This is a genomic window from Parvimonas sp. C2, from assembly GCF_035282405.1.
Lineage (GTDB): Bacteria > Bacillota > Clostridia > Tissierellales > Peptoniphilaceae > Parvimonas.
This window is the reverse complement of the sequence record NZ_JAYKBP010000002.1, coordinates 360,034-373,195: the sequence shown is the minus strand read 5'-3', so window position 1 is coordinate 373,195 and position 13,162 is coordinate 360,034. Positions and strand designations below refer to the sequence as shown.

The window sequence follows — 13,162 nt, the reverse complement described above, 5'->3', positions numbered from 1 at the left end:
GATAGATTTCTGTTTTTTTATAAAGATAGGAGGACATTATGGGAGTTATAGGAAAATCAGAATTGTTGGAATCATTGTATAAAATTGGAGAGGGAAAGGCTAGTTATAAGTTATATAAAATGCTGGTTTTAGCATTTTTAGCAGGATTGTTTATTGCATTGAGCGGACTTTCTTATGTAGTTGTTAATACGGGAATGGCGAGTTTAAACGCAACTTATGGAAAATTTATTTCAGGGATTTGTTTCTCTTTTGGGCTTTTTGCTGTAGTTGTTGCTGGTGCTGATTTATTTACAGGAAATGTTTTGATGTTAGCTCCTGCATTAGGAAAGAGAATTACATTTCCAAAGATGTTTAGAAATTGGGTATTTGTTTACCTATTTAACTTTGTCGGTTCAATTTTTGTATCACTAGTTGTTTATTTCGCAAGTGTTATGACACCGGAAATGCTTGCGTTTTTACATAAAATTACTGTTGCAAAAACTACAGAAAGTTTTACAGTTCTTTTATTCAAGGGAATAGGATGTAATATTTTTGTTTGCTTGGGTGTTTGGATGTCCTATGCATGTAAAGATGGAGTTTCAAAATTCTGTGCCTGTGCAATATCTGTTATATTATTTTTGATTTGTGGATTTGAGCATAGCATTGCGAATATGTTCTATCTTTCATATTCTTTTATAATATCAGATATAAGTGCCGGTGCAGTTATATATGATTTAATTCCTGTTACAATAGGAAATATAATTGGAGGAAGTATAGTAGCTATTAGTTATTATCTTGCTTATAAAGAATAGGAGTTGTAATTATGTTGGAATTTCCAAAAAAAATTAATGTAAAATTAACTTTGTATAATGAAGATTATTCGTTTGGAAATGGGTTATACAGACTACTTTTGTTGATTGATGAATATAAGTCAGTTAATAGGGCATGTAAAGAAATGCGAATGGCATATTCTAAAGCTTACAAAATGATAGTTCGCTCTGAAAAAGATTTAAACTGTAAACTTCTTGTTGGAAAAATCGGGGGAAAAGGTGGCGGTGGATCAACACTCACACCAGAAGCGAGAGAATTACTAGATTTATATGAAAAATTAAATCTAAAGACAAAAGAATTTGTAGCAAAAGAAATTGCAAATTTTGAAAAGAAAATTGATGAAACGGAGAGTTAAAAATCTCCGTTTTTTTGAATAAAATAATTTTACATATATCCATAAGAAAACATTATAACTTATTAGTAATTAAATTTAATTAAAGCTGGGTATGTTATATTATACAAAAATATATAAGGAGGTCTTTTAAGATGGATCATGTAAAAGGATTAGAAAATGTAGTTGAAAATTCAAAGAATTTAGCAGGAGCTCTACCTAATGAAATAAAAGCTTTTAGAAATTTTTCTGGAGAAGTTTTCAAAGATGGGGCATTAACTGTAAAAGAAAAAGAATTTATAACACTTGGAATTGCAATTGCTGTTCGTTGTGAAGGCTGTATTGAAGCCCATGTAAGAAATCTTATTAATTTAAAAGTTACGAGAGAAGAAATTGCAGAAATTATTTCAGTTGCAGTTGTTATGGGCGGTGGACCTTCAACGGTCTATGGAGCAAAGGCTTTAGAAGCATTTGACCAATTATCTAAATAAGAACCTCACCCTCCCACGATACTTTTGCATCGGGTGGGTGCCCGGGAACCTTGTTGCTTTGCAATAAAAATAAATTATAAAAAGTGGTAATATCACCACTTTTTTTGTTGAAAAAATATTTTTTTTATGTTAAAATTATACGGTAATTTTTATAGAAATTAAATTTAAAAGATTAGTGTTTTGCTTGGCACCCACTTTAAAAATCAAGTGCTGGGGCACTGTGCCCTTTTTTTGTTGAACAAAGCACTCCAAAAAGGAGGAAATATGGACGTAAAAAAAATTACAAGACAGGGAATGGTTGCAGCAATTTATGTTGTTTTAACAATTATTTCAGAATCTTTTGGATTGGGATATGGAAGTTTACAATTTAGACTTTCAGAAACTTTAGCAATTTTGCCATTTTTTAATCCGGAATACACAATAGGGGTAACATTAGGTTGTTTTTTAGCAAATATTGCAAGTACAGTAGGAATTGTCGATATGGTTGTCGGAACTTTGGCAACTTTTGTAGTTGCATTGATTATGACTAAAATCAAAAACTTCTATTTAGCTTGTTTAGTTCCTGTAATTGTAGGAATGGTTCCAATAGCATTGGAAATATATCTTATGTTGCCAAACCCGGTAGGATTTTGGGGTATATTAGGGGAACTAATGCTTTCAGAGGCTTTAGTTATCTACGCAGTAGGAGTTCCTGTTTTTTATATTTTATGTAAAAATAAAGCTTTGACAAAAGCTTTAGAATTTAAAAGAAAAATTAGATAAGTAGAAATTGGTGTGCTTGTTCATGCCAATTTTTTTATCCTAAAAATTAAGTTAACTGTAAAAATAAATAAATATACTAAAAGACCTTTTCAAATTTAGCAAAATGTGGTAAACTTTGATTGTATATTTATTATTAAGGAGAAATATTATGTGGTTTTTTGATATAATTAAAGTCATTATTTTAGGTATTGTTGAAGGAATTACAGAATGGTTACCTGTCAGCAGTACGGGTCATATGATTTTAGTTGACGAATTTTTGAAATTAAATCAGTCTGCTGAATTTAAGGAGATGTTTTTAGTTGTTATTCAACTTGGGGCGATTCTTGCAGTAGTAATTATGTATTTTAATAAGTTGAATCCTTTTTCTAAAAAGAAAACTAAGGAACAACAAAAAGATACAATTAATATGTGGTTAAAGGTTATTGTCGGAGTTATTCCTGCCGGAGTGTTGGGAGTGCTTTTTGATAAAACTTTGGAAAAATATTTTTATAATTTCCCTACAGTTGCGTTTACTTTAGTTTTATATGGTATTTTATTTATAGTTGTTGAGAACAATCCAAATTTAAAGAAACAAAATGTAAAAAGATTTGAAGATTTAAGTTATTCACTAGCTTTTTATGTAGGATGTTTTCAAGTTTTAAGTTTAATTCCGGGAACTTCAAGATCAGGAGCTACGATTATTGGTGCGTTGATTCTTGGACTTTCAAGAAGTTTGGCTGCAGAATTTTCATTTTTTATGTCAATTCCAGTTATGTTTGGAGCAAGTTTATTAAAACTTAGAAAATTTGGCTTTGCATTTAACTTTTTCCAATTTTTCATCTTATTACTTGGAATGTTAGTGGCATTTGTGGTTTCTGTTATGGCAATCAAAATGTTGATGAAATACATTAAAAAGCATGACTTCAAAGTCTTTGGATATTATAGAATAGTACTTGGTGTAATTTTAATTCTATATTATATTATCCACTAATATAATTTAAAAATTGATATAAAAAGTTAAGTAGAAGATTTCTATTTGACTTTTTTTGTTATATTTGGTAAACTGAGTTAACATAATAAAGGAGGATATCTATGAAAAAAAGATTTCTAATTACAGCATTAGCGATTTGTTTTTGTGGAGCTCTTGTTTCTTGTAAGCCAAAGGAACAATCTGAAGAAAAATCGAAAGATAATAGTCAAGTAAATGTAAAAGAGAAAAAAGTTAAAGAAAACACCAAAGAAGATAATTCAGAAAAAAAGCCTGAAGAAAAACCAAAAGAAAAACCTGAAGAAAAAAAAGAAGAAAAGGGTTTGAATTTTATTGCAAAAGATTTGGGAAATAACGATGTGAAAAAAGTTGTATCTAAAGGAGATAAAATGTCCTTTGATATCTATACTGTTGGAATGAATTTTACGATAAAATTAGATGGAAAAGAGTATTCTGCAGAAGATGCTATTTCAAAAGGAATTTTTGATGAGGATAAACTTATTGAAAAACTCGAAAAAGATAAAGAAGACAAAAAATGCACGACTGAAATTTATAAAGATGGTGGTACTATAATATATAGATATAAAGATTATTCTATTGTAAAATACAATACTGTTGATGGAGATGAAGATATGTATTTTACAAGAGAAAAAGATTTAGAGTCTTTGGAAAAAATATTAAGTAAAAACTAGGTTAAAAAGGTCAACAACTGAGAGATTGTTGACTTTTTTATAACTTTTAAAAAGTAAAAAATTGTCTAAAAAGCAAAAAAATTTCAAGTCATAATAATTTGCAAAGTAATGCTCCCAACACGCCATTTCTACCGAAACGAAGCGTTGCTGAGTGTAGTAGTGAAATCTCCTAAAGCCCCTAGGATATCAAGAAGCTTTGTATAGAAAAATACTTTTTAAGAATGAAAATTCTACAAAAAAATCGCAGAATCTAATCTGCGATTTTTATTGTGAAACAACAAGGTTCCCGGGCACCCACCCGATGCGAAGCATCGTGGAAGGGTGGGGGTTCTTATTAAAACTTATCTTATTACTTAATCAGCTATTATTAAACCATAATGTCCATCTTTTCTTTTATAAAGAACATTTGTTTTATAATCTTTTGCATTTTTGAAAATGAAAAAGTCATGGTTTAAAAGTTCTATTTGTAAAATGGCTTCTTCTTCAGACATTGTAGCTACGTCAAAGTTTTTAACTCTTACAATTTTTGATTCTTCTTCTTCCAAAGGTTCAGCTATTTTCTCAAATCTTATAGTTTCTAATGCTTGATATTTCTTCTGTAATTTAGTTTTGTTTTTCCTTATTTGTCTTTCAAGATTATCCAAAACTATATCTATTGAAGTGTACATATCATTTGTACTTTCTTCTGCTCTAAGTATTGTACTGTTTGGTAAATAAATTGTAGCTTCAAAAATTTTATCATTTTTAACTGCACTGTAAGTAACTTTACCTTCGATATCTTTAGAGAAAAATTTATCCAATTTTTCAAATTTTTTAGCAGTAATTTCTCTCAAAGCATCAGTAACTTCAATGTTTTTACCTATAAATTTTAACTTCATACAAATACCTCCCTAACATTTTTTATAATTACATAAAATGTAAATATAATGTTACTTATATTATACCATATTTTTTCATTAAATACCTAAATTGAAACTAAAATTTTTGTTTTATATTTTTTTAATATACTTAATTAATATCTATTATAAAATGATATTTTATTGAAAGTAAAAAAATCCATAAATACGATGTAAACAAAGTAAAAATGGATTTTATAGATATATTTTATAAAGATATTTTTAAAAGAAATTTAACGCATAAAAAATACTTTATATATAGCAAATAGTAATACTAAAGCTAATAGGATATACCCGATACAAACAAAATATTTAGTCGGTCTTGCAGATTTATCCATTTTATATAATTTAGTTTCTACATACGCAAGTCTTGCTATCGCTATTACAAATAATATACGTAAGATTAAATTAGCATCCATTTTAAATCCCCCCCTTTAAATATTTTTTAGTGAGTACATATTATATAATTGCACTATTTTTGTTCTCAAGTTCTTTGTTATTTAATTAAACAATCTTTAAATTGATAAATTATAATCATATTTTTTTTGTAATTTATAGAATTATTATATCACAGAATATAAATTTATAAAAGTCTTATATTAAAAATATTTTTATGATATAATATTGTTTCAAGGATGTGTTTAAAGGAGATATTATGAAAAGAGATACTGTACTTATAACTGGCTCATCAAGGGGAATTGGCTCTGCGATTGCAAAGGCTTTGGCAAAAGAAAATTATAATATCGTTATAAATTATAAAGAAAATGAAGTAGAAGCTAAAAAAGTTTTTGAAGAGATAAAAACATATAATCCAAATGTCTTGATAATAAAAGCTGATATAAGAAAAACTAATGAAGTTGAAAATATGTTTAATGAAATAGAAAAAGTATTTAAAAGTGTTGATATTTTGATAAATAATGCTGGAATTGCAAGTGTAAGATTTTTTCAAGATATTACAGAAGAGGAATGGGAAGATATTTTTAACGTAAATGTTCATGGTTCATATCGTTGCATAAAGAGAGCTATTCCTTCAATGATTAATAATAAATATGGGAAAATAATTGGAATAAGTTCAATATGGGGAGTTACAGGGGGAGCACTTGAGGCACATTATTCAGCTACTAAAGGAGCGATTATTTCTATGAATAAGGCTCTTGCAAAGGAGTTAGGGTATTCTGGAATAACTGTAAATACAGTTGCACCCGGTGGAGTTGATACTGATATGTTAAAGGATGTTCCAAAGGAAAGTATTGAGGCTTATTGCTCTGAATTTCCTTTACAAAGACTTGCAAAACCTGAAGAGATTGCAGATGTGGTAAAATTTTTGATTTCCAAAGAAGCCTCTTATATAACAGGACATGTTTTAAATGTAAATGGGGGAGCTTTTATTTAAAAAATATTGAAAAAAACATAAAAAAGCTATTTACAAAAGATAAAAAAAGTTGTATAATTTACACGTGGCTATAAATTATCGCGGCAAATAATTTATGGGGAGTATGAAAATATGGCAAAAATGATGGGACCTAGATTTAAACAATCAAGAAGACTAGGCTTAAATGTATGCGGACACCCAAAAGCTAACAAAAGAATGGGTAAAGGTCTTGCAAGAAACGACAAAAAATTAACAGAATATGGTTTACAATTACTTGAAAAGCAAAGATTAAGAGCTTACTATGGAGTTATGGAAAAACAATTCAGAACTTATGTAGAAAAAGCACTTAGACAAAAAGAACGTATAACAGGGGATGCTCTTGTTATGATGTTAGAAACAAGATTAGATAATCTTGTTTACAGAATGGGTTTTGCTTCTTCAATTAGACAAGCAAGACAAATGGTAGTTCATGGACATATGCTTGTTAATGGAAAGAAAGTTGATATACCTTCATACGCAGTACAAGTTGGAGATGAAATCACTTTAAGAGAAAAATCACAAAAAGTTGAAATGTTCAAAGAAAACTTTGAATCTACATTCTTAGGAGTTGTTCCTTACATCGAAAAGAAAGAAGGATTAAAAGCAACTTTAACAAGAATGCCTGAAAGAGACGAAGTTCCTATTGAAATTCAAGACTCATTAGTAGTAGAATTCTACTCAAGATTAATTTAACAAAACAAAGCACGAATTATCGTGCTTTTTTGTTTGTAAAAAAAGGTGATATTATATTAGAATATCACCTTTTGTCTTAAATTATTACTTCTTTTTAATAAACAATGCTATCACAAATGCTATAAAGCTTGGAATTATCCAGTTAAAACCTACACTACTTAATGGTAAGATAGTTATAAATTCAAAAAGTCCAGATTGTTCATAAAGCACTTGAATAAAACTTATTGTAACTGCTGTAAATGTTGGAAGTTTAAAGATTAAATCATTTTTAATTCTGTCTTTAAAAAACGCAAGTATTATTAAAATAATTGTTGGCGGATAAACAACTGCGAGTATTGGAGCACCTATTTTTACAATTCCTTTAACTCCAATTATGGCAGTTACAGTTCCAAATAAACATATACAAAGTATAAATGTAGAATATTTTATTTTTCCTTTTGTAATATTTACTAAATATTCTCCAGATGCAGATGTAAGTCCTATTGAAGTTGTTAAACAAGCAAGGAATGATGCCAAACCTAAGGCGATTTTTCCTGCATTTCCTAAAAGGTTTTGTGTTACATTTACAATTATTTGTGATTGTTCAACATCAATTCCATATTTTGTAGAAACAGTTGCTCCTAGATATGTAAGTCCACCATAAATTAATCCTAAAGTAGTGCAAGCGATAAGACCTGATTTAAACAACATTTTTATTTGTTGTTTTGGTTCACTGTAGCCTTTATTTTTTAGTGTTAGCATTAAAACTGATCCTACTGCCAAAGATACAAAACAGTCCATTGTTTGATAACCGTCAATCAACCCTTTTCCTAAAACACTGTTTATTTTAGCTGTTTCTGCAGGGGCTCCAAGTGGAGAAATAATTCCTTTAACAATTATTACAACAAGTGCAAGAATTAAAAAAGGAGTTAAAAATTTTCCAATAATATCAACAACCTTTGATGGTCTAACAGTTAAAAAATAAGTTAGCGTAAAGAATATTACAGCTACGGCTGTTATAGTATATATGTTATGAAATCCCAATATCGGTTTGATTCCCATTTCATAAGCTGTTGCACCCGTTCTTGGAATTACAAGAAGAGGTCCTACACACATAATAACCATAAAACTTAAAACTAATGCTGGTGTTTTTCCAATTGGGCTAAAAAATTTCATTATATCACATTCATAGCATGTAACTGCCATTAAAGCCACAAGAGCAAGACCTACAGCTGTAACTGTAAAACCCAAAAATGTTATAAACCATGAACTACCGGAAAGAACTCCCAAATATGGGGGAAAAATCAGATTTCCTGCTCCAAAAAACATTGCAAAAAGTGCAAAACCAAACGTTAACATATCAATTATGCTATTTTTTTTGTTCATTACATTCTCTCTCCTTAAAAATAAAAAAACTAAAATATCAAAACTTACAAAATTTTGTATTTTGCATAACAATATTTTACAAGAAATTCAGAAAAAACTCAATACTAAAAGTGCTGTTTGTAAAAATTTTTTTAAATATATTTTATTAATTTTTATAATCTTAAAGTAAGTTATTGCAATTTACAACATAATAATTTAATTTGATATCACTTGAAATCAGAAATGCTATATGGTATAATTTAGTTGGGGTGGAATATTTTAGTATTTGATTGATTGTAGGAGGATTTTTATGAAAATAAAAAGAATTATAATATTTAGCTTTTTCTCCATATTGGTATTATGGTCTTTTAGTACAAATAAATCCATAGCTAAAGATGTTCAAGATGAAATTCATGATAAAGAGAAGGCATTGTCAAAAGAAGTAGATTTTGCTTCTGATGCCATTGCAAAATTTTATAACAATAGAGATTTGGGGGAAAAAAATAATTTAGAGTCCTATTTTTCAAAGGATGTCCTAAAACTTATGAATTATAAAATTAAGTATAATAATTTAAAGAGTAAAGAATTGGACAATTATTATTATAGATACGAAGTTACAGTAAAACCTGTTGAAGTTGAAAAGTGGAAACAAGATGGAAATATTTTTAACTTTAAATTGCAGGTTATTACTAAATTTACTTATTCTAAATCGGATGAAATTAGTGGTAATTCTTTAGTTTTAGAATTTACTGTTTTTAAAGATAAAGAAGGTAATTTAAAGATTACAAGATGTTACCAAAGTATTCATTCTGAAGTTAATGAAGCAAAATTCTATGATATGCTTTCTAAAAACGAAGATGTAGATAAATGGTTAAATGAAAATTTTGAAGAAGCGAAGAAAGATTTGGAAAAATCAAAGGATTATTTTGGATTAGACTTTTACAGAATTATTGCAGTTTTTGATTAATAAAATTTTAAGCTAAATTTAAGATATTTGTATTAAAATCGGGATTAAGATGATTAATTATCATTTTATCTCGATTTTTTTACATAAATAATGTTATTAATATTATATAATAATTTAATGAAAAAACTTTGTAAATATGTTAGAATAGGTAATGTAAAAGAAAATACTCTTGAACAGTTCTTTTATTATAAAATACCAATTAAATTAAGGAGTAGTCATGGAAAAGAAAATTAAGAGATGTAGTTGGGCGAATTATAATCAACTTGAACAGAAATACCACGATGAGAAATAGGGAATCCCTGAATTTAACGATAAAGAACTATTTAAGATGCTTTGTTTAGAGGGAATGCAAGCGGGGCTTAGCTTGGTTACCATACTAAATAAAATGCGAGCGTTATGTGAATCCTATGATGATTTTGACCCTGAAATAGTTGTAAACTATAATGAAAAAAAGGAAGAAGAGCTTCTTCAAAACGAAGGAATCATACGCAATCGTTTGAAAGTGAAATCTGTTGCAATCAATGCAAAAGCTTACTTTAAGGTATGTGAGGAGTTCGGTTCATTTAGTAACTATTTATGGGGCTTTGTAAATCATAAGCCTATTATAAATTATTGGAAATTAATTGAAGAAGTTCCTGCAAAAACGGAGCTTTCTGAAAAAATAAGCAAAGATTTGAAAAAAAGAGGCTTTAAGTTTGTTGGCTCTACTATTGTATATGCTTTTATGCAAGCTGTAGGAATGGTTAATGATCACCTTTTAGATTGTGATTTTAGAAGAGTGGATAAAGAATAGATTTTTATAATAAACTAATGAAAAAACTTTTTAAATATGGTAGAATAGATATTGTAGAAGAAAACATTTTTGGAGGTATGATATGAAAAGAAATGAAGTTGATAAAAGTTTAACTTGGAATTTGAGTGATCTTTTTAAAACAGAAGAAGATTACAAAAAAGCTCTTAAGGAAATTGTTGAAAAAACAGAAGAACTTGTAAAGACTTATGAAGGAAAACTTGACTGTTATTGTACTATAAATAGCTGTTTGGAAGATTTAAAACCTATTTATGTATTGATTGATTTAACTGCAAGTTATGCAAGTTTGGATTATGAAACTGATTTAGGTGGAAAAGAAGAATTCGAAAGAATGGTAGATTTTGAAAATACAATAGCTCCGGTTTATGCAAAACTTAGCTTTGTTGAAACTGAAATTCTAGCAAATGATAAGAAAATTATAGAAAAAGCAATGGAAGAAAATTCTGAAAACAGAAGGTTTTTAGAAAAACTTTTAGATAGAAAAGATCATACTTTATCAAAAGAAGTAGAAAGTACACTTTCAGCTTTATCAGGAAGTTTTGAAACTCCTTACAGAGTTTATCAACAATCAAAAATGCAAGATTTATCTTTTGAAGATGTTGAAGTAAATGGAGTAAAAACTCCAATGACTTACAATGTTTTTGAAGGAAGCTTTGAAGTGGATTCAAATACTGAGTTCAGAAGGGATGCTTTTAAAAAGTTCTATAAGACTTTAGAAAAATATGAAAATACTTTTGCAAGTGCATATTATAGCAATGTTCAACAAGATAAGGCAATGTCTAAAGTTAGAAAATACGATAGTGTTTTTGATTATCTTCTATCTTCACAAGAAGTTACAATGGATATGTACAATAGACAATGTGATGTTATTATGGAAAAACTTGCACCTCATATTAGAAAATATGCAAGACTTTTAAAGAGAGTAAATAAATTAGATAAAATGACTTTTTCTGATATGAAAATGCCTCTAGACTCAGAATTTCAAAAAGTTTACAGCATTGATGAATGTAAAAATATGGTTATTGAAGGACTATCTGTTTTAGGAAATGATTATAAGGCTTATTTGGAAAGAGCTTTTGATAATAGATATATAGACTATGTTGACAATGAAGGAAAGGCTTCAGGGGCTTTCTGTGCAAGTCCTTATAAAGTTCATCCTTATGTCCTTTTAACTTGGTCAGGAAATATGTCCGATATTCTTACAATCGCTCATGAACTTGGACATGGTGGTCATTTTTCACTTTGCCATCAAAATCAAAATATTTTAAATGTTGATTGTTCAACTTATTTTGTAGAAGCACCATCAACAACAAATGAATTGATTATGGCTCATTATTTACTTGAAAATGCAAAGACTGATAGGGAAAGAAGATGGATTATTTCTGAAATAATCTCAAAAACATATTATCATAATTTCGTAACACATTTCTTAGAAGCTTATTATCAAAGAGAAGTTTATAAAATTATAGATAAAGGTGGAGCAGTTGACGCTGAAACTTTAAATACAATCTTTAAAGAAACTATGGAAAAATTCTTTGGAGAAGATGTAGAACTTGTAGATGGAGTTGAAAGAACATGGATGAGACAACCTCATTACTACATGGGACTTTATTCATATACTTACAGTGCAGGTTTAACAATTGGAACACAAATGTGCCTAAATATTTTAAAGGATAATTCAAAGGCAAAAAGATGGATTGAAGTTCTAAAAGCTGGTGGAAGCAAAAATCCAGTAGATCTTGCAAAAATGGCAGATGTTGATATTACAACAGATAAGCCACTTCTTAATACAATAGAGTACATTGGAAGTCTAATTGACGAAATGGAAAGATTAACTGATAAGATAGAAAAAGAATAATTTACAAAAGGTACTGATTAAATCAGTATCTTTTTTTGTACAAAAATAGGAGCTTAAAGCTCCCTAAATGCTTATATAAAAATATTCATATAAAGAAATGTTGTTAGTATTGATGCAAACACAGTAAGTACCATATTTCTAGTTATATATGAAACTACTGAAGCAACCCCAATTGTAACTACATACATTAATTTGTTAGCTGACTCTGCAACTAAGACTTCTCTTAAAATCAGTACAGACATTGAAGTATAAGGTACTATTTTAAAGAAAGTCATCAATTTTTTATTAAAAGTTTTTCCTTTAAGAAAGAATAATGGAAGAACTTTTGGAATAATTGTTACAGCAGCGGCAATTAATGTGCCGACGATATAATAGTAATATTTGCCCATAATTTCTTCTTATTCTCTCCTTATTCTTTTATTTCTTCTTTATCTTCTAAAGTTTCATCACCTATTAAAAATATTCCTACTATTGAAGAAAGTATTATTGAAAAAACAATATCCCAACCTAGTGGAAATACCTTAGTATAATAGATAATAGCATATATTATTGCTGTTACTATAACAATTCTTATAGTTATAAAATGTTTTTTTACATTTGGAACAAGTAGAGCTATGAAAAGTCCAAGAAGACCAACACTAAAAGCAGTTCTTATATCTTTTGGTAAAAAATCTCCCAAAAAATAACCTACTATTGTAAAAATTCCCCAAATAAAATAGGGTGGAATTTGTACTCCAAGTGTAAATGATGTATTTACTTTTTCTTTGTTAAATGAAAGTATAGAAAAACTTTCATCTGTTAATAACCATCCTACTATAGGGAATGCCTTATGATTTACCTTATCTACAGTTGCTCCAAGAGTAGCGGACATAAGGAATAGTCTTGTATTTAATAAGAATACGGAAACTGCAATTCCAAAAAGTGGAACACCTGATATTAAAAAACCTACCAACATAAATTGGGCAGCACCCGAATATAAAACAAAAGAACTTAAAAAAGCATGTAATAAACCCAGCGATTTAGCATTGCATAGAATTCCCAAAGTAATTGCTGATGGGATATAACCTATCCATATAGGTATTGAATGTCGAACGCCTGATAAAAAGTTATTATTTGTCGATTTCATATT

Annotated in this window: 16 protein-coding genes; 11 read left to right on the top strand and 5 right to left on the bottom strand. The window is 28.5% G+C overall.

Features of this window, described 5'->3' with window-relative positions:
• Window positions 1–38 precede the first annotated feature (38 nt).
• From VJI95_RS04785 to VJI95_RS04760, 6 genes are all read left to right on the top strand, one after another.
• Entirely contained in the window at window positions 39–791 is a 753-nt protein-coding gene (locus tag VJI95_RS04785; RefSeq protein WP_323999232.1) for a formate/nitrite transporter family protein, read from the top strand.
• 11 nt (window positions 792–802) lie between these two features.
• Window positions 803–1,165 carry a winged helix-turn-helix domain-containing protein gene (locus VJI95_RS04780; RefSeq protein ID WP_323999231.1) on the top strand — a complete coding sequence of 121 codons (363 nt, stop codon included), beginning with the start codon at window positions 803–805 and terminating at the stop codon, window positions 1,163–1,165.
• 131 nt (window positions 1,166–1,296) lie between these two features.
• Window positions 1,297–1,632 carry a carboxymuconolactone decarboxylase family protein gene (locus VJI95_RS04775; protein WP_323999230.1) on the top strand — a complete coding sequence of 112 codons (336 nt, stop codon included), beginning with the start codon at window positions 1,297–1,299 and terminating at the stop codon, window positions 1,630–1,632.
• Window positions 1,633–1,896: 264 nt separating this feature from the next.
• The gene (locus tag VJI95_RS04770; RefSeq protein WP_323999229.1) at window positions 1,897–2,394 is read left to right on the top strand and encodes a QueT transporter family protein; all 498 of its coding nucleotides are present in this window, start codon (window positions 1,897–1,899) and stop codon (window positions 2,392–2,394) included.
• Between the two features lie 148 nt (window positions 2,395–2,542).
• Complete coding sequence (locus tag VJI95_RS04765) at window positions 2,543–3,364, top strand: undecaprenyl-diphosphate phosphatase (RefSeq protein ID WP_323999228.1); 822 nt, start codon at window positions 2,543–2,545, stop codon at window positions 3,362–3,364.
• A 101-nt stretch (window positions 3,365–3,465) separates the two neighbouring features.
• Window positions 3,466–4,053 (top strand): hypothetical protein, encoded by a 588-nt coding sequence (locus tag VJI95_RS04760; RefSeq protein WP_323999227.1) that lies wholly within the window; start codon window positions 3,466–3,468, stop codon window positions 4,051–4,053.
• A 353-nt stretch (window positions 4,054–4,406) separates the two neighbouring features.
• On the opposite strand, the gene hpf is transcribed toward VJI95_RS04760, so the two are convergent.
• Window positions 4,407–4,931 (bottom strand): ribosome hibernation-promoting factor, HPF/YfiA family, encoded by a 525-nt coding sequence (gene hpf / locus VJI95_RS04755; protein ID WP_323999226.1) that lies wholly within the window; start codon window positions 4,929–4,931, stop codon window positions 4,407–4,409.
• A 251-nt stretch (window positions 4,932–5,182) separates the two neighbouring features.
• Window positions 5,183–5,368: a hypothetical protein gene (locus tag VJI95_RS04750; protein ID WP_323999225.1), complete on the bottom strand. Its 186-nt coding sequence runs from the start codon at window positions 5,366–5,368 to the stop codon at window positions 5,183–5,185.
• 236 nt (window positions 5,369–5,604) lie between these two features.
• Between VJI95_RS04750 and ymfI the strand changes: the two genes are divergently transcribed.
• Window positions 5,605–6,342 (top strand): elongation factor P 5-aminopentanone reductase, encoded by a 738-nt coding sequence (ymfI, locus tag VJI95_RS04745; protein ID WP_324010441.1) that lies wholly within the window; start codon window positions 5,605–5,607, stop codon window positions 6,340–6,342.
• 111 nt (window positions 6,343–6,453) lie between these two features.
• Entirely contained in the window at window positions 6,454–7,053 is a 600-nt protein-coding gene (gene rpsD / locus VJI95_RS04740; RefSeq protein WP_029950238.1) for a 30S ribosomal protein S4, read from the top strand.
• A gap of 84 nt (window positions 7,054–7,137) precedes the next feature.
• On the opposite strand, the gene brnQ is transcribed toward rpsD, so the two are convergent.
• Window positions 7,138–8,418 (bottom strand): branched-chain amino acid transport system II carrier protein, encoded by a 1,281-nt coding sequence (gene brnQ, locus VJI95_RS04735; RefSeq protein WP_324010440.1) that lies wholly within the window; start codon window positions 8,416–8,418, stop codon window positions 7,138–7,140.
• A gap of 289 nt (window positions 8,419–8,707) precedes the next feature.
• Between brnQ and VJI95_RS04730 the strand changes: the two genes are divergently transcribed.
• From VJI95_RS04730 to pepF, 3 genes are all read left to right on the top strand, one after another.
• Complete coding sequence (locus VJI95_RS04730) at window positions 8,708–9,364, top strand: hypothetical protein (RefSeq protein WP_324010439.1); 657 nt, start codon at window positions 8,708–8,710, stop codon at window positions 9,362–9,364.
• Between the two features lie 295 nt (window positions 9,365–9,659).
• Window positions 9,660–10,157: a DNA-3-methyladenine glycosylase I gene (locus VJI95_RS04725; protein ID WP_324010549.1), complete on the top strand. Its 498-nt coding sequence runs from the start codon at window positions 9,660–9,662 to the stop codon at window positions 10,155–10,157.
• Between the two features lie 82 nt (window positions 10,158–10,239).
• On the top strand, window positions 10,240–12,033 hold the full coding sequence (pepF, locus tag VJI95_RS04720) for an oligoendopeptidase F (RefSeq protein WP_324010438.1): 1,794 nt from the start codon (window positions 10,240–10,242) through the stop codon (window positions 12,031–12,033).
• Between the two features lie 71 nt (window positions 12,034–12,104).
• Here pepF and VJI95_RS04715 read toward each other — a convergent pair whose 3' ends face one another.
• Window positions 12,105–12,422 (bottom strand): AzlD domain-containing protein, encoded by a 318-nt coding sequence (locus tag VJI95_RS04715; protein ID WP_323999219.1) that lies wholly within the window; start codon window positions 12,420–12,422, stop codon window positions 12,105–12,107.
• Between the two features lie 20 nt (window positions 12,423–12,442).
• On the bottom strand, window positions 12,443–13,159 hold the full coding sequence (locus VJI95_RS04710) for an AzlC family ABC transporter permease (protein WP_323999218.1): 717 nt from the start codon (window positions 13,157–13,159) through the stop codon (window positions 12,443–12,445).
• Between the last annotated feature and the right edge of the window lie 3 nt (window positions 13,160–13,162).